Genomic DNA, 20,278 nt, shown 5'->3' with positions numbered 1-20,278 from the left:
ACAACGGGGTTTTTTATTTTGTCTGCTGTACTTCGATTTAGCGCCTGAAGAATAGTTGGCTAAATGGGTTGAGCAGCGTTGCCAGGCCTGAAGTGAAATGCAGTGGTGCACTTAATAAGGTCAGGCACAAACAATCCTGTCCTTGCCGGGTTCGGGGAATATGTTTGTGTTCTTCCGTTTGTACAATGAAATCACCCGGTCGGTAGGTCCCGTTTTCATCGTAAAACTCTCCGGCAAGTACCAGGGTGATTTCTTGTCCTTGATGGGTATGCTCTGGCAGTGAGCTGTCTGAATCCATATAAATGAAATTCATCTTGCTGTCACCACTGACTTCAATTTGAGCTCGTTTGATATTGCCCGGAAGTCGCGACCAAGGACCAATCTTATCGTTGTGCCTCTGTAAGGCTGATGGAAGAGGGTAGGCTTTGCCTTCCAGAGATAACTGGTTGTCAATAATGTCATCCACAACAGGTAGATCAGTAGGTTGATGGTTCATGATATCCATCATCATGGCATTCATTGACGGAGAGAGTTCTGCGGGTATGCTTTTCTCTAGCTGAGAGGCTTGCTCAGTTTCAATCGATGCCATTTTTTGTCGGCAGTGGGGACAAAATTCTAGATGAGCACTTAGCACGATACTGGATGATGATTCTAGTTCACCGCAGGCGTAGCGACTGAGGAGGTCATGGTTGGGGTGAAAGCGGATGTTAGCCATCAAGGGGCTCCTTCATTTTTTGCAGGGCAAGACGTAACCGACTTTTCACAGTGCCGAGTGGTACATCGAGAGCATCAGCAACATCTTGGTGAGATGCGCCTTGCATACAGACCATCTTCACGACTTCAGCTTGAGCGGGAGGAAGAGAGGTAATAAGCTTTTCAAGCTCACCACTGACAATGGCATGAAACTCTGCAGGCAACTTATCATCATCTCGCTCTTCGTGCAGAATTGGCCAGAGGTCGTCACCTTGCACCCAATCTTGCTGGTGTTTGGACTTACGCAGCAAATCGAATTTTACGTTCCTTGCAACGGAGTAAATCCATGTCAAAGCCGCACCTTTGCTTTCATCGTAGAGATGGGCTTTGAGCCATACTTTAAGCATTGTTTCTTGAACAATTTCCATTGCCATTGACTCGTCGCGTAATTGCTTGCGGGAAAAATTAAGCAATTTGGGTGCGACGGAGGTGAAGAGTTGTTCGTAACTTCGACGACAGCGGGTATTGGCTATGTTGCTTAGTAGCTGTGCCACATTAATGGCTGGCGCTTCATCGTTTGCCATAGTGCCCTTGCTGACTCTGGATTGCATTACTGCATGTATTCTCATCATAATCCTATCTGCAAGCATATGTCCGTTTGTAATAAACGGCATAATTAGTTGAGGCGATCACTTTGGCGAAGGATTTTTTTCAGGTATTTAATACACAGTTGGGCATCTGGAAATTTAAGCAGCCGCTGTTTTTTATTCAAAGGAATAGGAAGGATTTCTAGCCAGCGCCAGCACACCCAATTGGTGTTGAGCTGATGATGCACACCCGGATGTTGATGTTCATTAATATGAAACTGGCGGGTACATTCAATGAGGCGAACTGCTAGAAGGTCATCCACGGGAAGAGGACTATCTTGCCATAGAGGATATAGCTGTCCTTCTAGTTTGTGGTGTTTAGTTTCTGGTGAAGTGATTCTTCCCCAGTGTTCAATAGCCAGCTTCAGTTTGATTTGAGTCTCGCTAAGCCAATCGACGTCTCTAATTGCAGCGAACATGATGATGTCGCCGGTATTGTTTGCCGTCTGGCCTGAATCACCTTGCATTACTAGCCACAACCCACCAGATTGCAAGCCGTCAGAGACCGTATGTGTGAAGCTGTATCCCGTACCTCTGATATTTCCTTTGCCCATGGGCATCAAGTGCTCAGTGCACTTTAGAAAGGGTAAACGCTTATATTCGTATTTGATTTGCGACACTATACTATTTCCTTTTTTCATACCTACGCGGTAAAACCGAGTTTGGATGACTACGCATGCTTGGTGGCAGCGACAGTTATGGCAGAAGATAGTGGTGTAACAGACTTAACCCTGATCGCTGGTTGGCTTGGGGGCGATCAGATGCAGTATGGCAGGGCCTGAGCTTTTTGAGTCTTTTATTATTGTATTGTGTGTATTATATAATTGACTAAAGCTGCGATATTGTATTGTAAGGGAAAATAACCTTAACTTAAGCGATTCGTTGTTGTTTAGCTTTGTGAAAGGGCTATGCGGAAACAACGAAATTGCCAACAATTTCATTTTTGCTATTAGTGATTTTACCTTCACATGTTTCTTCACAGTAGGAAAATTGAATATTGTGATTATCCACATTTCCTTTTAATAAAACATGATTTAATAATAAATTACTATTTAATTGATGGATTAGTGCAGTCCATGAAATATTACCTTTTAAAATATTAAAGTTTACTGTCATTTATTTACCACTTTTTTGTAATGAGTTTTTCTGGTTTTGTTGTTGAAACCAAAATCGTTTACGACCTATTGAACGAGACATATTTACCTTTATATAATTATCAAAAAACAGACGAAGCTGGACCATTAAGGTACTTTTGTGCTTTTAGTGTTTAATGCTTGGTAGGAATAAAACTGAGAAACTAAGAGGCATAGCGATATCTACAATATGTAGATTATTGAAAGGCTTATAATTTTTATACAGTATGATGTGATCTAGATATTAAGGCTGGCGTAAATAGTAACAGACTATTTACGCCAACTTATCAAATTATAGAGCTACTACGTTTGCAGCTTGAGGGCCTTTTTGGCCTTGCTCTACTTCGAAAGATACTTTTTGGCCTTCAGCAAGAGTTTTGAAACCTTCTGATGCGATAGCACGGAAGTGAACGAATACGTCAGCACCGCCGTTGTCTTGAGTAATGAAACCAAAACCTTTCTCTTCGTTAAACCACTTTACTAGACCAGTTGTTTTATTAGACATGATGTGTCCCTTATTTAAAAATATAATTTATATCGCGAAATTGCGATGCGCTGAAAGCTTGAATTATTGAATGCGACGATGAAGCTAAGGGAAAATCTGAGGATAACAACAATAATGGAGAAATTCTGAGGTTTAACTTTTACTTTATGTTTCACTAATAACCCTGAACAACAGAGCGAGATGGATAATACCTGATTACTGATCTTTGTAAAGGTATATTTTAAGATTTATTTCTATGTGGTTATTTTGCAGGACATTTTTACTTCTTCTCTATATTGAAAAATGTACATTGCTTATGACGTTGATTAGGTATTGTTGACCGATAACGCTATGATATCGAAGTGTTTTACATTATGTCTTTGGTAAAAATAAGCCACCCGGCAGGGCGGCTTATCGTTAAGTGTTGTACAGAATTATTGTTTTAATTAGTTAGCGGTAGAGGCGACAGTCAGTTGCTTCTTTTTCATTATGTTATCCGCAATCAGCAGCATCGCCACCGGCACCAGTAGGCCAACCGCTTGGTTCATCACGCCCATGTTAGCTGCCACCCAATCAACTTTTGACAGTACAAACTGAAGCAGGAAGCCTGCGCTAGCCGTGACAACCACAGTAAGGTAGGCATGAAGTTTGGTGACTTTACTGACAAACAGCGCCCACAGGGTTGGCATCACCATCGGGCCGACGAACAGGCTGGTAATGCTGACAATCAGCTTTTCGGCACCGCCCAAGTAGGGGATGGAGATACTGATGCCGATCACCAACAGACCCAGCATGATGGTCACTAGGCGGCCGACTTTCATCATCTGTTCATCATTGGCTTGCGGGTTGATGCGTTTGCCGTAGAACTCGGTGGTGAGGGCGCCGGAGAATACGTTGAGCTCAGATGAAGCCATACTCGCCGTCGCGGCTAACATCGATGACACCACTAGGCCAAGCATGCCCACAGGCAGTACAGCTTGTGCTGATAATATATAGGCCTGCTCTGGGTTGGCATCCGGATTGATAGTGCTGTAGATGATAGGCGGTAGCATCCAGAGCACCGGTGTGATGATGTACAGTGCGCCGAACAGGTAAGCGGCCTTGCGGGCATCTTTCGGTGACTCGACACACAGGTGGCGTTGGACGAAGGCCCATTCACCGCCCACTTTGAATACATGCACCAAAATCCAACCGAAGATGAAGATCTGGGTATAGCTGCTGTTGAAGAACGACAGGTGCCCTTCTGGCAGGTTGGCGATGATGTTTTCGCTGCCGCCACCCAAGCTATAAATCATCGGCAGTATCAAGCAGACCGACAGCATCAGTACCACAAACTGGGTGAAGTCCGTCAACAATACCGCCCATAGACCGCCAAGGAAGGTGTAAAGGATAATCACCGTACCGACGATGATGATCAACCAATTGACACTGAAGAAACCATTGTCATCAGCAAAAATACTGTCAGGTGAAAGCGGGATTAATGAGCTGACAATCACGGCTACGGAGTACAGGGCAACCGAGACACCGATAATACGGGTGACGATTCCCAGCCAGGTATACATTTGCAGTACCCCTTGGCCGTATTTCTGACCGACAAACTCCGCTGCTGATGTCGCACCGGACTCTTTCCATTTACCGGCAAAGAAATACCCTGCAATAAGGGCTGCCACACCCATGCTCATACACACGGTAATGGCTACGACACCAAGGCGGTAGGCCACACCACCCCATACCACGAAGGTACCGGCAGAGAACATGGTCATATACGCTGAAATGCCTGACATCCACCATGGGGATTTCCCGCCGGCAGAGAACATTTCGGCACTGTTGGTCATTCGCTTGGAAGACCAGTAGCCAATCCCGACCATACCGGCCAGGAAGGCTATGAGGACTATTACGTCTAAGATGTTCATCGTTTCATTCCTATATCGTTATTAGAATACTTTAACTTCGAAGATCCGGGCACAAGGATCGCCATGGGTTGCTGTCACTGTGATCTGGATTGCATCACAGCTAACCGGTTTCTCGAGGGCGATCTTGTTGTGGCGCAAGTGGTTATCGGTAACAGAGTGCTGGTGGACGACTTGGCCGCCCAGGAGGTAATCAATGCGGTAATCTTTGACGATCTCTAGCGGGAAGCCTTCTCGTTGGGCAGCTTTGTTTGGCTTGGAGATAGTGATCATGATTTCGTTCGACAGGTTGGAGTCGAAGTTGAGGATCATTTCCGAGGTACTGATGGTACGGCCGAAATCTAGTTTCAGTGTTGCGCCGTTTTCAGCCAGTGGCTGGGAAACCCACAGGTTGGTCTGATCACCGATATTACGCTGGAAGCCATTGATGACCTTGCTCGCTTCAAAGCCAGTTTGCTCGGAAGATGCGGTTACTTTTGCTTGTAGGGCAACGTTGTTTGGATCGGTGTCTTGAATACCGAACAGGTAGCAGTCATCTTTGAGCAAACGGTATTGAAGTTCTCTTATGTGCTCACTGACCTCTCTTGGGGAGAGGGACTTTTCAACCGTCAATGCTGCAGCGGTACCGATGGCTTGGCCAATCACGCCGCAGGTTGCCATTACCCGGGTCGAGCCGAACGCCATGTGTGAGGCACTGATGTTACGACCACCGACAAACAGGTTGCTGATGTTGCGTGAATACAGGCTGCGGTAAGGGATCGCGTACATGTTGTTAGTCTCGATCCACTTGGTGGGTGACTCCTTGCTCTTCAGGCCATCTTTAACGTGCATATCCATCGGCCAACCGCCGTAGGCGACGGTGTCTTCAAATACTCGGGCGCCGAACAGGTCGTTGGCATTTAATACATAGTCGCCCAGTACCCGGCGGCTATCACGCTTGCCCGGCAGCATGCCGACCCAATCCAACACATAGTTGTCGGCACCATGATCACCGCCGTTCTTGATGTGATCCCAAATACCGTAAACGGCCTTGAGCAGTTCGTCGCGGATCACTTCACCGTCTCGTGTCGTGTTGAGATCAGTACCGCCTAGTTCGATCCACCAGTAGCCGGCGGTGATATCTCTGTGGCTGCGATCGTTCAGATCGTCCTCGGTGTAGGTGTTGGCCCAGCGAGGTTTTTTGAACGGCACCGGATACCCCATGTCTTTAGATTCGAACATTAGGGTGTTGCCCATCATTACATTGTCAGCGTGTTCCGGTGCAAGCTCTTCATCGTATTCATGGCGGGCCTCTCGGCCGGTTCGGATATCAGCACCCGCGCGTAGGGAAAGTACGGCATCGCCTGAGGTATCGACAAAGTTATTGGCGAAAAACTCAAAGCGGCGTTCTGTGGTGGTTTGTTCAGCTTTTAGCGATACGATGCGATCGCCTTCCATTTGAACGTCTGTCATATGGGTATTGAGGAACAGATCCAAATTGTTTTGGAATGTGACTTTTTCCCACAATACGGTATCGAGCACAGAGAAAGAGTGTTGTGGATTGATCAAGCGGTTATCAAGCAAGATCTCTTCGACGATCCCCGTTTCGCGGGCATTTTGTTTGCTGGCGTGATAGTCAGCACCGCAGATGTGCATTCGCACCTCAGAGCTGGCATTGCCCCCCAATACCGAACGGTTTTGGATCAGCGCGACTTTCGCTCCATGGCGTGCTGCTGCTAGTGCTGCACAGACGCCAGAGATCCCGCCACCGACAATTACAATGTCATATTGGCGGCTTTCAAAAGGGTTATTCATACCTGTTACTCTCACTTTATTGAATCGCTTTTTTGCTTGCTTAAGCGTTTAAGCAAGTTTGGAATGATAGTAAGCAGCTCGGTCTTAAGTGAAAACGTTTTCCGTGTGAAAATGTGATCTTGTTAAAGTTGCCAAGTGGCGCTCTGTGCGCTGGCTCATGTTTCGGTATAATACCAGCAGCCGTGATGTTCATGCGCTGAATGGTACGCAGGGCATCGTTAAGCAAGTATTTTTGAGCGAGAAAGCTGAGGTCTATGCTGAGAGGTTTAGATCGCGGTAGTGGAGTAGTAAATGGCAGCGACATTAAAAGATATTGCTAAAGTGGCAGGTGTTTCGGCAGTAACTGTGTCGTATGTGCTTAATAATAAAAACCGGGTGAGTGAAGCGACCAAAGCCAAGGTGATGGAAGCGGCGAAATCGCTGAATTATGTGCCGAACCGCGCGGCAAAAATGCTTGCCAGCAAGTCGACCAAACATATTTGCCTGGTGATTTCTGGTCCGGACTATGAGTACCTCACCAACCCGTATATCTATAAGTTGGTGAATGGTATCGGCTCTGCACTGAATCAGCATGGTTACGAGCTGACTTTGCGCATGGCCAAGGCTGATAATGAATTGCTGTTTATCCAAGGAGAACTCAACTCCAATTTGTATGATGGGCTATTGATCTGGGGTACTCGAATGCCTGATGAGCAATTTCTGTCACTGTTTGAACATCGTGTGCCTATTGTTTCGATTGCCCGCGATTTGCATGACGAAGTCGTCAATGCGGTGCTGGTGGAGCACTATCAATCCGCCTACCGCATGACCCAATACTTGATTGATAGCGGTTACCGAAAAATCATGTTCCTTGGTAAATTGGATGTCATCAAAGCGGCTCGGGATCGCTTCGATGGCTACCGGCAAGCCCTGATTGACAATGGTATCGAGTTTGATGAAAGCTGGGCCTACAAGGCAGATTACTACCAGGAGGATGCCTACCGTATTGTGTCTGAGATGGAAGAGATTAGCTTTGATGCCATGTTCGCAGCGTCAGATTTGATGGCCATTGGCGCAATGAAAGCATTGTTGGAAAAAGGGCTGTCGATCCCTAAAGATGTCGCTGTTGCCGGATTTGATAACATCCCCAACAGCGACATGTTGCCAGTCGGGCTGACAACCGTTGATACGCCAATATTCCAATTAGGCTCGCAGGCTGCAACCATGCTGGTTAGTTTGATTGAAGAGCAGGAGACCGAGCGTAAAATTGAGCTTGGTACTGAGTTGATGATCCGTCAGTCAGCCTAACGGGTGATTTAAAGCCTGCTATGTTCTAGTGCTCTGTCGGGCGGAAATCTGTTTCCGCCCAAAGGAAGGTTCAGACTTAATAGGTTTCCTTTTTGGGTTTCTTATCTTTTTTATTGCCTTTGCCCGGGTTGTCGTCACCGTGAACACTACGGTTTTCTTGATTTTTTTTCCATTGCTCACACTCTTCTGAGGTGATTTTGACATTATCAGATTCGAGCTTCAGGCAGTCTTTGCTGAGCTCAAAACCGTCGCCAGATATCTTTACATCAGCGTTGACTCCCCCGATGACTAGCAGGGCAAACAGGCAAGCAAAAACTCGGGACATGGCAAACTCCTTGCTGTGGGTTTCACAACAAGTGTAGAAGCTCGTTAGAATTTTAACTGGGAACTTAAAGGCTAATGGGCTTAACCAGGCTGAACTTCATAAGCGGCAACAAACATTTTGACCGCCGATTCGATGGCGGCTTGCTGCACGTTGGCGTCTGGAGCCGGCATATGGGCCATGATCTGGGGCCAGAAGATGGTGGCTTTCAGGCTGGCAATAAACTGCTCGGAGGCAACCTCTGGATGGGCGACATTCAGTTGGCCTGCTGCAATACCGTCGTGGATCCACTGGCTGAGACCATGGCAGCCATCGAGAGGCTGGAATTTTTCTACCATCAAGGCGGCCAGTTCTTTGGAGCGGATACATTCGCTCATTACCACGCGTGCAACCGCCATGAAGCATGGGCTGCAGAGTAACGCGACCTCTTTCTGAGCAATATGGGTGAGCTGGTCTTCGATGCTCTGTTCTGGGGTAAATGAAATTGAGCTGATCACCTTAACGTTTGACACTAGCCGCTCAACAATCACCTCGAACAAGCTTTCTTTGGTCGGGTAATACTTGTAAAGCGTCCGCTTGGAGACTTCGGCTTTTTTCGAAATCGCTTCCATACTTGCCTGATCTAGCCCTTTTTCTGAAAAAATTTCCAGCGCGGCACAGACAATATTTTCCTGTTTTATTTCAGCGACTTTACCCATAAAAATTACCCAAATGCGTGATGATGTAGAATTAAAAGGTAAACGGGTGTGTTTACTTTTTAACTTTAATAGCTATGATGAAAAGTATACACCATCGTTTACTTTTGAGGCTAGCAACAAATGAAAACTACACTGAAAGCATCTTTGGTTGCCGTAATGGGTGCCCTTGGCTTAGTGGCATACAGCAGTGGAAGTGCAAATACAGACGGCAGTTATGTGCGTAGCCAGGAGATCCGGGAAGCACGTATTGCCAGCTCGCCTCAATTCAAAGATGGTAAAGCCATCAGTCATATGCCAAGTGTCGAGTCAGAAGAAGGCATGCTGTCGGTCATGTGGAAGTTCTTCACCCAGCGCGATCAATATAAGCCCCAGCAACGACTTCAGTTCCAGGCGGTAGATACCCCATTGCTGGAAACCCCGAGCGACACATTGCGAGTCACTTGGCTGGGGCATTCATCACTGTTTTTGGAAGCCGATGGTGTCCGTATGCTAGTTGACCCGGTCTTTGATTACGCTTCACCGTCAGCCTTTTCCAGAATGTTTTCCCGTAATGTCGATGCACCGGTCAGCCGCGAAGATTTGCCTCAGCCGGATGTGATTTTAATCTCTCACGACCATTACGATCATTTGGAAGAGCAAACCGCCCGTTTCTATGCTGATAAAAACGTGAGGTTCTTTGTCCCGCTAGGCGTAGGGCGCCATCTTGAAAAGTGGGGGGTGAAGCCGGGCAATATCGAGGAGTTCGACTGGTGGGAAAGTGTCGCCATCGGCACGGTTCGCATTACCTCGGCACCGGCCAACCATAATTCAGGCCGCGGCCTGTTCGATAGCAACCGTACCCTTTGGTCATCGTGGGCTATCCAAGCTGAGGCGGGCAGTGTGTTTTTCAGTGGTGATTCGGCCTATGGCGAACATTTCAAGCAAATTGGTGAGCGGCTAGGCCCATTTGATATGACCTTTATCGAAGTTGCAGCCAATGTCAAAGACGGCAAAGGTTATCCGGTAGAAGGCTGGGGCCATATGCAGGCCGCCCATACCATGCAGGCGCACTTGGATGTCGGTGGTGATAAGCTGTTTCCCGTTCATTGGTCAACGTTCGAGTTGTTTCTGCACAAATGGGATGAGCCGGTCAACGATTTGATTGCCGAGGCGCAAACCTACGGGGTGGAACTGGTGACGCCGCTGATTGGCCAAAGCTTGGATATGTCACAGCCATACCAAACGGCTTATTGGTGGCAAAACAGTGAGCAGTGGCAGGCAACTTCTGACATGCCTCAATTGGCCTATCACACTGAATAACCGCGATCGTGTGGAGCGTGTGATTGAAAACAACAAGGGCAGTAGCCAATGGAATACCGCCTAAAAACCATCTACTGCCCTTGTTGTATGTGCGGATGAAAGAGAAGAATCTTATTGTCGACCGTATACCTTGACGCCTGCTGAGGAGTCTTTGGCCTTGCCAAATACCTCTAGGCTCTTCACACAGCGGGTATAGGCAAACTTGCGCCAGTCCGTTTGGTCATGCTTATCCAGTTTGCGGTGGAAATGGATGGTCTTGGTATCGTCATTATTGAAGGTAACGACCACCCGCTCCAAGCGCATATCGCGCTCTGCTTTTACTTTTATGGCATCAACCCGGCGGCATACCAGTAAGGGGATCTGCGCGCCGTGGTCACTTTTTCCTAGCAAGATAGTTCTGCCCAGCGTGATTTTGTCATCAGCTTGGGTAACCGTTGAGGCACCCAGCAAGCCAAGGCTCAGTGCCAACATCATGATATGTGTTTTCATCTATTATCTTCAGAAATAACAGCGTTGCTGTTAAGCCAATTACGGTGGTGGGCATTGCGCCCACCTGTTGTTGGCCCTGCCAGTGTGGCAGGGCAGCGGAATATAACTGCGAATTTCACCGGTAACGACAAGGCTGTGTAAAAATGTTGCTTGTTAAGCCTCTTTTTTTGTTTCGTCTTCGGCAGTGAGCTCCTCTCTGGCTGGATCATCATCCGCCTCGTTAGTGATGGGCTCTTTACGGGTGACAGTGATCTTATCTGCCCGGTTGCCGTTGACTTGGGTAACTTCAAAATGCCACCCTTCCAACTCAATGATGTCCCCGATAGCAGGGAGTCTGCTCAGGCTCCACATCAGCATCCCGTTTAAGGTGTGGTAGCCGTGCAGTATTTCGTCGGGTAAGGCATCGATCTCGAGTAAATCCTTCAATACCAAGATGGGGATCAGCCCGTCCATCGACCAGCTGCCGTCGTCATTTTCTACCGACCAGATATCTTCTGGGGCGCGGGTTTTGAACTCTCCGGCCAAGGCTTCCAAAATATCTTTGGGCGTGACGATGCCTTGAACATCCCCGTATTCATCGACAACAAACACCATAACATCACCCGAATGGCGGAAATGCTCTAGCAATTGGTTTCCAGTCCAGTTTTCCTGGATAAACACCGCAGGCAGTAGGTAATGCTCTATCGGGCCGCGTGGCTGGGCGATGTGATATTGCAGTAACTGCTTAGTGGTAATCACGCCTTTGGTATTATCCATGCTGCCTTGGATCACCGGAAAATGCTGATGGCTTGAGGCAATCAGATAGTTAAGGTTGCTGTCGCTGGGTTTGTCGAGATCCAATGCAATGATTTCACTGCGTGGTGTCATCAGCGAGGTGACCTTACGATCATCAAAATGAAAGACATTTCTGACCATGGCATGTTCTTGCTTTTCAATGACCCCGCTCTGGGAGCCTTCTGCCAGTACCGCTTTGATATCTTCTTCGGTAAGGGCATCGGCTTGGCTATCTTGGCTGTGCTTTCCGAGTAGCTTTAAAGTAAATTCGGTCGAGGCCGTCAACAAAAAAACAAACGGCCGCGACAGGCTAGCCAACACGGTCAGTGGGCGGGCCATCAGGCGGGCAATGCTTTCTGGGTTGAACTGGGCAATGCGTTTCGGAACCAGTTCACCAATCACAATAGACAGGTAAGTGATACCGACAACAACGATGGCGGTAGCGGCGACTGAACTGGTTTTGGCAGTGAGGCCAAATTGCTGTAGATATTCTGCTAGCGGGCCTGCGAGGGCGGCTTCACCGAAAATACCATTGAGGATACCGATGGCGGTAATACCAATCTGTACGGTAGACAGAAAGCGAGTTGGTTCCTCGCCGAGTTTGATGGCACTGACAGCGCCTTTGTCACCATTGCCTGCCAGTTTTTGCAGGCGACTTTTCCGTGCAGTGACCAGGGCGATTTCTGACATGGCAAAGACACCATTGAGCAGAATAAGGCCGGCCAAAATAAGCACGTCCATGAGGTTCTCCTTCATGTTCGAGGCAACTGCCTCTAAGCATATATGTTGGGTTGAAAATAAGGGGTGAGGTGAAAAATATGTGTGAACATAGCGAGTCAGCTCAGGGATGAAAATGGAAAAATATTTATCTTCATGAGTAACAATTTTGATTAAGATGGCCTATACCCAAGCACCTTGAAGCCATTAGGGTAAAAAGAAAGGAAAAGTTATGAAGATAGAGATGTCCTTCTCAACCAGCCGGCTGGAAGCGGTAACCCTTGCTCCCAATATGGCGGGGATCCAAGACGAAATCATCACCATGTTCACCGCTACTGTAAGCCGATACCTGCCGCCCTCTTGCCAGAGCCTGAGAACCGCTGAGGATGTGGATCGCTGGCTGGAAAGCATGGCGCAGACAGGCGCCGTATTGAGGCTCACCCATCAGCAGCAGGCTGCGGGTTATCTGTTTGTTTTCCCTGAGCCTGAAAACTGTTACCGCTTGGGTTATGTGCTGGCAGAAGATCAGTGGGGCAAAGGGCTGGCAACTGAAGCCATGCAGGGGCTGGTGGCTTATTTGAGTGCGCAAGATCATGCCGCGAAGTTTATTGCCGGAGTAGAGCCTGACAATGCAGGATCAGTGAAAGTGCTAGAAAAGCTGGGCTTTGCTTATGGTTATTCCGAGCAGGGCGTGGATTATTACTCGTTATCCGTTACCCAATAATGGTTTAGGCCACCTTGTGTTTGGTGGCCTGTTTCTGGGTGGCGTGGTGGGTGAACTGCCCATGCTGTCACTTTATGGTTGCGGCAAATGCCCCGTTTTTACCAAGATTACGGTCTCTTGCTCAACAAAAGGGAAGTGCTCGCTTAGGTGTGGGCTACGCAGCCAAGTGCCTGTTGGGTAGTGGCCAAATTCATCCTGAAACGTACCTGAGAGCACCAGTATTTCTTCCCCTCCCCAATGGCGGTGGGGTTGGAATCGCTCGCCTTCGGGCCATTTTACCAAGGCGGTGTGCTGGTGGCCGAACTCGTGCAGCGGCATGACCTGCAGGCCACCGATACCCGCTTGCCAGGGCGTCTGGTTGGTATCGATGCGAAGCTGTTGGCTATCCTGTGGCATAAACTGATTGAGTTTGACGAAGATAGTACAACCTTGTTTACTGAACGGCGCATGCTGGCTGCCCGGTGGATTCCGGATATAGGTTCCCGGCCCGAAATCACCCGTTTCATCAGAGAAAATACCATCGAGGACAAAAATTTCCTCACCCATCGGGTGAGGATGGGGGGCAAACGACGAGCCTTCTGCATAGCGGACGACACTGGTGGTATGGCCCGATTCTTTGTCTTGCCGTTCAAGCGGTTTGCGCCACACCCCGAGAGCAGGGCTAGGTAGCCATTCCATCTTCTCGGTGTCTATCACCAAGCGTTGTTGAAAATCCATATTGAGCATTTGTGCCGCCCTCCCGGTGTTGGGTGTGTTTTTAATCGTCGTAAATCGGATGTGTTTATATTTAGTTTCGCCCGGCCATCACACCGCCATCGATATCCCAGATTGCGCCGGTAACCCAGTTGGCTTCATCGGACAACAAGAAACAAATGCTGTTGGCGATATCAGTCGGTGTGCCGATCCGGCCGATAGGGTGGAAGTCATTGAATCCCTCAAGCGCCTCGTCGATTTGTTCTGGCTCGATAAAAGCGCCGTAAATCGGTGTTTTCACCACTGCTGGTGATACTGCATTTACTCGAATATTGTGCTCGGCGAGCTCCATCGCCATATGCTGGGTAAGTGCATGAAGTCCGGCTTTTGCCATCGAATACGCCGATGAGGGTGTTGCTTTGATTGCCTGTTTTGCCCACATTGAACCGATGTTTACGATGCTGCCACCACCGTGTTTGATCATATTCTGCGCAACGGCCTGGCTGAGCCTGAATGTTGCGCGGTTGAGCTCCATATAAGTATCATAATCGGCCATGGAATGGTCAATGAATGCTTTGGGATTAAAGTAACCCGCCGCATTAACCAGATAGTGGATAGCGCTGTCATCTTTGGTGATGGCGTTGATTAGCCTGTCGACATCTTGGGCTTCATAGAGGTTGGCTTGGATGCCGCTGGCCTTGCCACCGCTAGCCTTGATCGCATTGATGGCTTGGTCGAGTTTGTTGGGGTTATTGCCGACGATAACCACTTCAATATTTTGGCTGCTGAGTTGCTTGGCCGTTGCCAGTCCCATGCCGCTGGTACCACCGATAATGAGTGCTTTGCCTGATTGGATGAAGGTCATTTGTTTTCTCCTGCCTAAGTGCGATAAGCTAATCTTAGGTTCACAACTAACCTGCTGAATAGTCAGTACAAATCGGTGGGGTAGGTACTTTTTGGTACATCTTTATGAAAACACAGGAAAACTTTTTTTCGCGAAAATCAGCCCCTGAACGATCTGCACGTATGGTGGAGACTATTTACGGGTGCAAGTGGTCACTGACGGTGTACCACTTGCTCGCCAGTGGCATCAACCGGCCGGGTGAAATGGTTCGGGCCGTCGAAGGGCTATCAACCAAGGTGCTTAATGAATGCCTGAAGAAAAATGTCGAATTTGGCATCTTGGACAAAGTGGTATTCAACGAACTGCCACTGCGCGTCGAGTACCATGTCACGCCGTTTGGTGAAAAGTTTCTGAAGATATTGGATGAACTTGAGAAGCTGCAGCACGAAATCGATGCTAAAGCGTAATTGGCGAAGTCTGTGATATATGAAAAAAGCGCCAAACTTGTCTGGCGCTTCTGTGTTGATTGAGCCTGTTTAAATGTGAATGGAGAGGTTAAAGCTCAAATTCCGGCTGTTTTTTCTTCACGGCATCATGAGTGCCGACATAGAGAAGCGATTGTTGGCCTAGCCCCCGCATAAAGAATGATAGGCAAGCTGGGCATTGCAGCTTTTCCTGTCCGGTTGTTGCCAGTGATTTTTCGTGCCACTTACGTCTTACCCGGTTTAATCCAGAGGTGCAATCACACTCTGGGCATCGAATAGGTACTCTCATAACATCGTCCTCCTGACCGCTCTGCTTGGCTATAAATTAACCAGAAATAGGCGTTGCAAAACTTGATATGCATCAGATTTATTACTTGATTTTATGACGTTGCAATGAAGTTTTTTATATTTGAGACCAATGTCTTAGCGGTAGTTCATAAGGTGTAACCTGTGGTTACAAAGGGACATGTTTAGACAGGAATAAACAAACTTATTCGCCACCCAAAATCGCTTGGCGCTTGAGCATAAGTTCTTTCGACATTGATTGAGCGGTAATACGCATTCCTTTTTGCTCTAGCCCGATCAGCAATTGCATTCGCAGATTCTCAGCGCGCTCTTCTAACGACTGACGCTCATCCGCCGGCTTTTCAGCCGCTTTCTCGTAGCAGCCAATGATCGACTTAAACAGGTGCGATTCAAAACTGGTTCTCTCTTCGGGCTTGATAGCACGAGATTCCTGAACCTCGCCATTGGCCTTGCGGCGGTTGTAGTCTTGAATTTGGTTTTCAGCGATTAGGTCGAACACACTCATAGCATTACTTTTCTTGTGGATAATTCGCGATCATCATAGCCTCGAAGCTTGAATAGACGCTGAAAAATGCCTTGGGGAAGTGTTTCTAAATGTGTTTCTCAGGGGATGGCTGTGCCGAGAGATAGAGCGACCTGAGTCATTCTCAGGCCGCTTGGTGGTTGTTGCTTAGAAGGAAACCTTATAGGTGTTTGATTGTTCCTTACTTTCACTCAGTTTGATCTTCAGTGCCGAATTATCGGCAAAGCTCGCTAGCTTTTGCGGGTTGTTTTTGGCCTCGAAGGTATAGGTCTTGCCTTCCTTGCCTATTAGGTGCCAGTTATCGCGAACAGTAATGTCCTGCTTTGGCTGGGCAAAGTAGGCTTGCAGTACGTCACGGCTGTTCGGTGAGTCGATATCGATAAACTCGCGGCCTCGCTTCATTTCCCTAGCAAAGAACGGTGCGTAGCTGCTGGCAATGATAACGAAGGTGTCATCGGCTTTTACCGGCTTACCTTGGTAGGTGATATTTTCAATTCGCCCGCTACCATCCGCAATTTGGTTGCCGAACTGATTGTAGGTTGATGGCTTGGTAAGGTTGATATTGTAATCAATGCCATCAATGGTGTAGTACAGGAAGGTGAGTGAATCGGGCTTTACTATCTCACGGCTTTCATCTGTTGGTTCCGCGTACATTGCCGCTGACATCTCCAGCCACTCTTTGATTTCCGCACCGGTTACCTCAAGTGCAGCAAGGGTTGACGAGTACACTAGGGAAGCAATATCACGTTTGTTGATGTCACCTTTTTCGATATCGAGGAAATAAGCCGGATCGTTACGGTGGATAGCCGGTGCAGTGGCCGAAAGTACCTTGTCCGTTGGCTTGAGGTAAGGGGCAAGGTAGTGCTTTTGTGACTCGCTAACGACTTGGTAGACGGTATCGTTACCGAGCAGGTTGAAGTCATTGCTTAAGTCTAGGCTGACCTGCCCGACCGTTTTACCAAACGCTTCGATCACTTCATTGTGTTGTTTGTTGATGCAGGCTTCGAGCGGGGCTTTCTGCTCGGCAGTTTCTTCTATTTCGTTGGCTGAAACAACAAAGGCGCTACCGTTATTCAACTGCCATTGGCCGTTCTGTTGCGTCAGTGTCACATCGACAACGCCGATATGGTCGCCCCATTTACCCGGCTGTGCCGCCGGTTTGCCTTGGATAAGACCGCGCTCTATATCCACCCCTTTTAGGTTGGCGTAGCGCTCGTTAGGGTAGGTGTTGTGCGAGTGACCGAACAGGATTGCATCGACGTTCTCAACGCCAGCTAGGTGCCAGACGACATCTTCCATACCGTCGGTGTAGTCGTCATCGTTAAGGCCTGAGTGGGCAAGGGCGACAACGATATCGGCCCCGGCGTTTTTCGCCTCGTCAGCCCACTTTTTCGCATCAGCCAATTGATCGGCAATGGCAATTTTCCCTTCTAGATGTTGCCGGTTGAGCTGCATAGTTTGTGGTGGCACAAGGCCGATATAGCCGATATTGAGAGTGTGTTTGGTACCTTGCTCGGAGACCACCTCTCGCGGAACGATGAGGTACGGTTCAAAGTAGGGCTCTTTGCCATCTTCGCGATATACATTGGAGGCAAAGTACGGGAAGTTGCCACTACTGTAACTCAGTTGGAGGTAGTCTAAGCCGTAGTCGAAATCATGGTTTCCGGGTACGGCCACATCAAACTCAAGTGCATTCATCGCACAGATGATCGGTGATTGGCGGGCGTAGGACTCAGGGCTTACTCGGGCTAGGTAATCCCCGAGTGGGTTGCCGACAAGCAGATCGCCGGTATCGGCAAGGAAGCTGTTCTTTACTTCGCTGCGGTAGTGTTCAATCTCGGCGACCAGTCCGACTAGTCCGTACTTTTGACTGGCTTGGTTATTGTAATAGTCAAACTGGCTGATATAGGAATGGAGATCTGAGGTGCCGATAAATCGGAGTTTTACCTCTTCGCTGTTGGCGAATGGGCTGATAGCCAGCCCCAATGTAAGTGCTGAGATGAACGCTGTTTTCATTCTTAGGCCTATTATGTGCTTGCGAGTAAATCGATGAGCTTTCGGGTTTTCAGTGGTATGACGGCATTGTTGGGATACACGGCATACAGTTCGGTTTGCCAAGTAAAATCATTCAGCAAGCTGACCAGCTCGCCCGACTGAATATATGATTCAGTAATAAAATCTAATGTGGTCGTGATCCCCATTCCTTTTAGCGCATAGCGGGTAAGGAGTGATTCACTCTCAAGTTGCAGGAATGGCGATATTTCGATTTTCATTTCTTTGCCACCGTCGATGAACATCCACTTATCTTTGGTAAGGCAGTGGGTGTAGTTCATGCATTTGTGGCCGATTAAATCTGATGGCTTTTCTGGGATGCCATGAGCGTCAAGATACTCCGGCGACGCGACAACATATGTCCCGATCTTTTTGATTTTTTTGCATTTATACGAGCTGTCTTCCAGTGCGCCAATCTTTAGTACCAGATCAACCTGCTCATGGATCAGATCGCCTATCTGGTTGTCGAAAATAATATCGAGTTCGAGCTCAGGATAGGTTGATAGTAATTGGGCAAAGGTGTCGGTGATAAAGTCATCGAACTCCAATACTGCTGGCATTTTTACCCTCAGCTTGCCCCTGACAATGTCTTTTCGCTCGTCGATGAAGTCGTAGCATTTATCCACGCTGTCGAAGATCTCCGCACAGCGTTCATAGAGAAATTGCCCTTCCTCCGTTAGGTTGATCTGCCGGGTGGTGCGTTGGATCAACGAGCAACGTAATTCTTGCTCAAGCTGCTTAACGTGCTTGCTGATAACTGATTTTGATAAGCAAAGCTTGTCGGCAGCGACAGAAAACGAGTTGTTCATGACCACGGTATAGAAGGTGGCCAATAAATTCAGGTTCATGGTTTTCACCCGTTAATTCCTTACTGTGTAGTTTAAAAGGGAAACGTTTGCTTTTTGGTGATCGCTGTTTCGTTAATGTTTCCATTACGGAAACTTATAGTTTCTGTATAACGAATAAGTTGCTTAGGCAGGAGTTTTTTCAGTGTTTTGATGACAGTTATGTGAAATATCACATTATTTTGCACCCAGGGGAAACTATCAGTTCTTGATAAGTTGATTAAGTTTATATGACATTTCAGGGAAGATTTGTGGGTCACAAAACGTTCTCACAACAGAGGCTCCTATGGAACAAAATACCTACCCTGAACACGACGTTGCCGATCTTTCTCTTGCGTCGCTTGGTCGACGCCGTGTTGACTGGGCACGAAACCACATGCCGATCATGCGCAGTATTATCGAGCGTTTCGAGCAAGAAAAGCCATTTGCCGGATTGACGATTGGTATTTGCTTGCACGTCGAAGCGAAAACAGGTGTATGGCTGGAAGCATTGACCAAAGGCGGTGCGAAAGTGGTGATCACCGGCTCTCCAGGTTCAACCCAAGATGAAACCGCAGCAGCCCTTGTTGAAGACTACGGGGTGAGCGTGTATTCCCGTCGTGATGAAAGTTTTGATGATCACATCAACTACTGCCGCAAGGTGCTATCGCATCAGCCCGATATTATTGCTGACAACGGAGCAGATTTGCATGAGTTGATTTTCACTGAGTCTGAGTTTTCTCATTTTCAATCCTCACTGCTTGGCGCAACGGAAGAAACGACGACCGGGGCGAACCGTCTGCGTGAAGATTTCCATGCCGATAAGTTCAGTACCCTGATCATCAATGATACCCAAGCCAAGCGTATTATCGAGAACCGCTTTGGTGTTGGCTCATCAGTTGTTGATGGCATTATGCGTGCCACCAATGTGATGCTGCACGGCAAGAAAGTGGTGGTGATTGGTTATGGTTACTGTGGCTCGGGCACTGCCCAGCGCTTACGCGGTATGGGTGCCCATGTCACTGTTGTTGAATCGAATCCGCTAACACTGCTTGAAGCGCACATGGAAGGGTTTTATACCGCCAAACTGGAAGATGCATTGCCTGATGCCGATATGGTGGTGACGATCACTGGTCGTGATAATGTACTGCGCAAAGAGCACTTTGAAGTGATGCGTGATAACACCATCATTGCTAATGCGGGTCATTTCCAGCGTGAAATCAATCTTCCTGAGTTGGCCGCCATCAGTCAAAGCCAAGATAAGATCCGTCCTCATGTCACGGCGTACCAGCTTGAGAACAAACAGTTGTTCGTGCTGTCAGATGCCAACCTTGTCAATTTATCCGCCGGTGACGGTAACCCCATCGAGATTATGGATCTCGGCTTGGCGCTGCAATCGCTGAGCTTGGAACGCATCGCCCTCAATCGGAATTCGCTGCAAAACATCCCTCAGCCGGTTCCTTTCGATATCGAAATGCAAGTTGCCGAACTCGCCGTAAAGCACTGGATTAACCACTAATTTCTAACCGCCCCGGGCTTATTGTGTCCGGGGTATTTGTATATGTCGAGTAGGTAGGTTG

General features: G+C 48.0%; 22 protein-coding genes. 5 read left to right on the top strand and 17 right to left on the bottom strand.

Translation table 11 applies throughout. The features are described 5' to 3' along the window. Positions 1-37: 37 nt before the first annotated feature. The 7 genes from L4D79_RS08940 to L4D79_RS08910 all read right to left on the bottom strand — a co-directional run bounded on the left by L4D79_RS08940 (position 38) and on the right by L4D79_RS08910 (position 6,661). Positions 38-715, bottom strand: a complete 678-nt coding sequence (locus L4D79_RS08940) for a ChrR family anti-sigma-E factor (RefSeq protein WP_428650177.1) — start codon at positions 713-715, stop codon at positions 38-40. Beyond that, positions 708-1,325 carry a sigma-70 family RNA polymerase sigma factor gene (locus L4D79_RS08935; RefSeq protein ID WP_428650174.1) on the bottom strand — a complete coding sequence of 206 codons (618 nt, stop codon included), beginning with the start codon at positions 1,323-1,325 and terminating at the stop codon, positions 708-710. Before L4D79_RS08935 ends, L4D79_RS08940 begins: the two co-directional genes overlap by 8 nt. 44 nt (positions 1,326-1,369) lie before the next feature. Beyond that, a complete protein-coding gene (locus L4D79_RS08930) occupies positions 1,370-1,981 on the bottom strand; it encodes a hypothetical protein (RefSeq protein ID WP_428650171.1) in 612 nt (203 codons plus the stop codon). Positions 1,982-2,246: 265 nt separating this feature from the next. Continuing rightward, positions 2,247-2,456: a hypothetical protein gene (locus tag L4D79_RS08925; RefSeq protein ID WP_428650169.1), complete on the bottom strand. Its 210-nt coding sequence runs from the start codon at positions 2,454-2,456 to the stop codon at positions 2,247-2,249. A 309-nt stretch (positions 2,457-2,765) separates the two neighbouring features. Beyond that, complete coding sequence (cspE, locus tag L4D79_RS08920) at positions 2,766-2,978, bottom strand: transcription antiterminator/RNA stability regulator CspE (protein ID WP_016960596.1); 213 nt, start codon at positions 2,976-2,978, stop codon at positions 2,766-2,768. Between the two features lie 425 nt (positions 2,979-3,403). After that, the gene (locus tag L4D79_RS08915; RefSeq protein ID WP_428650165.1) at positions 3,404-4,870 is read right to left on the bottom strand and encodes a sodium:solute symporter family transporter; all 1,467 of its coding nucleotides are present in this window, start codon (positions 4,868-4,870) and stop codon (positions 3,404-3,406) included. Positions 4,871-4,891: 21 nt separating this feature from the next. Beyond that, positions 4,892-6,661 carry an FAD-dependent oxidoreductase gene (locus tag L4D79_RS08910; protein WP_428650162.1) on the bottom strand — a complete coding sequence of 590 codons (1,770 nt, stop codon included), beginning with the start codon at positions 6,659-6,661 and terminating at the stop codon, positions 4,892-4,894. 291 nt (positions 6,662-6,952) lie between these two features. Here L4D79_RS08910 and L4D79_RS08905 point away from each other — a divergent pair, with 291 nt between their 5' ends. Continuing rightward, on the top strand, positions 6,953-7,948 hold the full coding sequence (locus tag L4D79_RS08905; protein ID WP_428650160.1) for a LacI family DNA-binding transcriptional regulator: 996 nt from the start codon (positions 6,953-6,955) through the stop codon (positions 7,946-7,948). Positions 7,949-8,024: 76 nt separating this feature from the next. Here L4D79_RS08905 and L4D79_RS08900 read toward each other — a convergent pair whose 3' ends face one another. Both L4D79_RS08900 and L4D79_RS08895 read right to left on the bottom strand, forming a co-directional pair. Next, complete coding sequence (locus tag L4D79_RS08900) at positions 8,025-8,273, bottom strand: CG2 omega domain protein (protein ID WP_428650157.1); 249 nt, start codon at positions 8,271-8,273, stop codon at positions 8,025-8,027. Between the two features lie 80 nt (positions 8,274-8,353). Beyond that, entirely contained in the window at positions 8,354-8,968 is a 615-nt protein-coding gene (locus L4D79_RS08895; RefSeq protein ID WP_428650153.1) for a TetR/AcrR family transcriptional regulator, read from the bottom strand. A gap of 120 nt (positions 8,969-9,088) precedes the next feature. Between L4D79_RS08895 and L4D79_RS08890 the strand changes: the two genes are divergently transcribed. Further along, positions 9,089-10,267, top strand: coding sequence for an MBL fold metallo-hydrolase (locus L4D79_RS08890; protein ID WP_428650150.1), 1,179 nt, complete (start codon positions 9,089-9,091; stop codon positions 10,265-10,267). A gap of 111 nt (positions 10,268-10,378) precedes the next feature. On the opposite strand, the gene L4D79_RS08885 is transcribed toward L4D79_RS08890, so the two are convergent. Beyond that, positions 10,379-10,756 (bottom strand): DUF2541 family protein, encoded by a 378-nt coding sequence (locus tag L4D79_RS08885; protein WP_428650147.1) that lies wholly within the window; start codon positions 10,754-10,756, stop codon positions 10,379-10,381. A 153-nt stretch (positions 10,757-10,909) separates the two neighbouring features. Further along, the gene (locus L4D79_RS08880) at positions 10,910-12,271 is read right to left on the bottom strand and encodes a hemolysin family protein (protein ID WP_428650145.1); all 1,362 of its coding nucleotides are present in this window, start codon (positions 12,269-12,271) and stop codon (positions 10,910-10,912) included. A gap of 208 nt (positions 12,272-12,479) precedes the next feature. Here L4D79_RS08880 and L4D79_RS08875 point away from each other — a divergent pair, with 208 nt between their 5' ends. Then, complete coding sequence (locus tag L4D79_RS08875; protein WP_428650141.1) at positions 12,480-12,971, top strand: GNAT family N-acetyltransferase; 492 nt, start codon at positions 12,480-12,482, stop codon at positions 12,969-12,971. Positions 12,972-13,043: 72 nt separating this feature from the next. Here L4D79_RS08875 and L4D79_RS08870 read toward each other — a convergent pair whose 3' ends face one another. Next, positions 13,044-13,697 (bottom strand): cupin domain-containing protein, encoded by a 654-nt coding sequence (locus L4D79_RS08870; protein WP_428650139.1) that lies wholly within the window; start codon positions 13,695-13,697, stop codon positions 13,044-13,046. A gap of 61 nt (positions 13,698-13,758) precedes the next feature. Next, a complete protein-coding gene (locus tag L4D79_RS08865) occupies positions 13,759-14,529 on the bottom strand; it encodes an SDR family NAD(P)-dependent oxidoreductase (RefSeq protein ID WP_428650136.1) in 771 nt (256 codons plus the stop codon). Between the two features lie 104 nt (positions 14,530-14,633). On the opposite strand from L4D79_RS08865, the gene L4D79_RS08860 reads away from it, so the two are divergent. Beyond that, positions 14,634-14,975 carry a winged helix-turn-helix transcriptional regulator gene (locus L4D79_RS08860; protein WP_428650133.1) on the top strand — a complete coding sequence of 114 codons (342 nt, stop codon included), beginning with the start codon at positions 14,634-14,636 and terminating at the stop codon, positions 14,973-14,975. A gap of 88 nt (positions 14,976-15,063) precedes the next feature. On the opposite strand, the gene L4D79_RS08855 is transcribed toward L4D79_RS08860, so the two are convergent. The 4 genes from L4D79_RS08855 to L4D79_RS08840 all read right to left on the bottom strand — a co-directional run bounded on the left by L4D79_RS08855 (position 15,064) and on the right by L4D79_RS08840 (position 18,722). Continuing rightward, a complete protein-coding gene (locus tag L4D79_RS08855) occupies positions 15,064-15,282 on the bottom strand; it encodes a hypothetical protein (RefSeq protein WP_428650130.1) in 219 nt (72 codons plus the stop codon). Positions 15,283-15,483: 201 nt separating this feature from the next. Beyond that, entirely contained in the window at positions 15,484-15,804 is a 321-nt protein-coding gene (locus tag L4D79_RS08850) for a hypothetical protein (RefSeq protein WP_428650127.1), read from the bottom strand. A 165-nt stretch (positions 15,805-15,969) separates the two neighbouring features. After that, on the bottom strand, positions 15,970-17,838 hold the full coding sequence (locus L4D79_RS08845; RefSeq protein ID WP_428650123.1) for a bifunctional 2',3'-cyclic-nucleotide 2'-phosphodiesterase/3'-nucleotidase: 1,869 nt from the start codon (positions 17,836-17,838) through the stop codon (positions 15,970-15,972). Between the two features lie 11 nt (positions 17,839-17,849). Then, positions 17,850-18,722 (bottom strand): substrate binding domain-containing protein, encoded by an 873-nt coding sequence (locus tag L4D79_RS08840; protein WP_428650120.1) that lies wholly within the window; start codon positions 18,720-18,722, stop codon positions 17,850-17,852. A 283-nt stretch (positions 18,723-19,005) separates the two neighbouring features. Between L4D79_RS08840 and L4D79_RS08835 the strand changes: the two genes are divergently transcribed. Next, the gene (locus tag L4D79_RS08835; RefSeq protein WP_428650118.1) at positions 19,006-20,217 is read left to right on the top strand and encodes an adenosylhomocysteinase; all 1,212 of its coding nucleotides are present in this window, start codon (positions 19,006-19,008) and stop codon (positions 20,215-20,217) included. The last annotated feature ends 61 nt before the right edge of the window (positions 20,218-20,278 follow it).

Origin of the sequence: Photobacterium satsumensis, from assembly GCF_050336935.1 — a bacterium.
Classification (GTDB): domain Bacteria; phylum Pseudomonadota; class Gammaproteobacteria; order Enterobacterales; family Vibrionaceae; genus Photobacterium; species Photobacterium satsumensis.
The sequence above is the reverse complement of the archived record's forward strand: the minus strand, read 5'-3'. Positions and strand labels throughout refer to the sequence as shown.

Excerpts from the sequence above, each read along its gene's own strand:
- L4D79_RS08940 (WP_428650177.1), bottom strand. The coding sequence starts at position 715 with ATGGCTAACATCCGCTTTCACCCCAACCATGACCTCCTCAGTCGCTAC.
- L4D79_RS08935 (WP_428650174.1), bottom strand. The coding sequence starts at position 1,325 with ATGATGAGAATACATGCAGTAATGCAATCCAGAGTCAGCAAGGGCACT.
- L4D79_RS08930 (WP_428650171.1), bottom strand. The coding sequence starts at position 1,981 with ATGAAAAAAGGAAATAGTATAGTGTCGCAAATCAAATACGAATATAAG.
- L4D79_RS08925 (WP_428650169.1), bottom strand. The coding sequence starts at position 2,456 with ATGACAGTAAACTTTAATATTTTAAAAGGTAATATTTCATGGACTGCA.
- cspE (WP_016960596.1), bottom strand. The coding sequence starts at position 2,978 with ATGTCTAATAAAACAACTGGTCTAGTAAAGTGGTTTAACGAAGAGAAA.
- L4D79_RS08915 (WP_428650165.1), bottom strand. The coding sequence starts at position 4,870 with ATGAACATCTTAGACGTAATAGTCCTCATAGCCTTCCTGGCCGGTATG.
- L4D79_RS08910 (WP_428650162.1), bottom strand. The coding sequence starts at position 6,661 with ATGAATAACCCTTTTGAAAGCCGCCAATATGACATTGTAATTGTCGGT.
- L4D79_RS08905 (WP_428650160.1), top strand. The coding sequence starts at position 6,953 with ATGGCAGCGACATTAAAAGATATTGCTAAAGTGGCAGGTGTTTCGGCA.
- L4D79_RS08900 (WP_428650157.1), bottom strand. The coding sequence starts at position 8,273 with ATGTCCCGAGTTTTTGCTTGCCTGTTTGCCCTGCTAGTCATCGGGGGA.
- L4D79_RS08895 (WP_428650153.1), bottom strand. The coding sequence starts at position 8,968 with ATGGGTAAAGTCGCTGAAATAAAACAGGAAAATATTGTCTGTGCCGCG.
- L4D79_RS08890 (WP_428650150.1), top strand. The coding sequence starts at position 9,089 with ATGAAAACTACACTGAAAGCATCTTTGGTTGCCGTAATGGGTGCCCTT.
- L4D79_RS08885 (WP_428650147.1), bottom strand. The coding sequence starts at position 10,756 with ATGAAAACACATATCATGATGTTGGCACTGAGCCTTGGCTTGCTGGGT.
- L4D79_RS08880 (WP_428650145.1), bottom strand. The coding sequence starts at position 12,271 with ATGGACGTGCTTATTTTGGCCGGCCTTATTCTGCTCAATGGTGTCTTT.
- L4D79_RS08875 (WP_428650141.1), top strand. The coding sequence starts at position 12,480 with ATGAAGATAGAGATGTCCTTCTCAACCAGCCGGCTGGAAGCGGTAACC.
- L4D79_RS08870 (WP_428650139.1), bottom strand. The coding sequence starts at position 13,697 with ATGCTCAATATGGATTTTCAACAACGCTTGGTGATAGACACCGAGAAG.
- L4D79_RS08865 (WP_428650136.1), bottom strand. The coding sequence starts at position 14,529 with ATGACCTTCATCCAATCAGGCAAAGCACTCATTATCGGTGGTACCAGC.
- L4D79_RS08860 (WP_428650133.1), top strand. The coding sequence starts at position 14,634 with ATGAAAACACAGGAAAACTTTTTTTCGCGAAAATCAGCCCCTGAACGA.
- L4D79_RS08855 (WP_428650130.1), bottom strand. The coding sequence starts at position 15,282 with ATGAGAGTACCTATTCGATGCCCAGAGTGTGATTGCACCTCTGGATTA.
- L4D79_RS08850 (WP_428650127.1), bottom strand. The coding sequence starts at position 15,804 with ATGAGTGTGTTCGACCTAATCGCTGAAAACCAAATTCAAGACTACAAC.
- L4D79_RS08845 (WP_428650123.1), bottom strand. The coding sequence starts at position 17,838 with ATGAAAACAGCGTTCATCTCAGCACTTACATTGGGGCTGGCTATCAGC.
- L4D79_RS08840 (WP_428650120.1), bottom strand. The coding sequence starts at position 18,722 with ATGAACCTGAATTTATTGGCCACCTTCTATACCGTGGTCATGAACAAC.
- L4D79_RS08835 (WP_428650118.1), top strand. The coding sequence starts at position 19,006 with ATGGAACAAAATACCTACCCTGAACACGACGTTGCCGATCTTTCTCTT.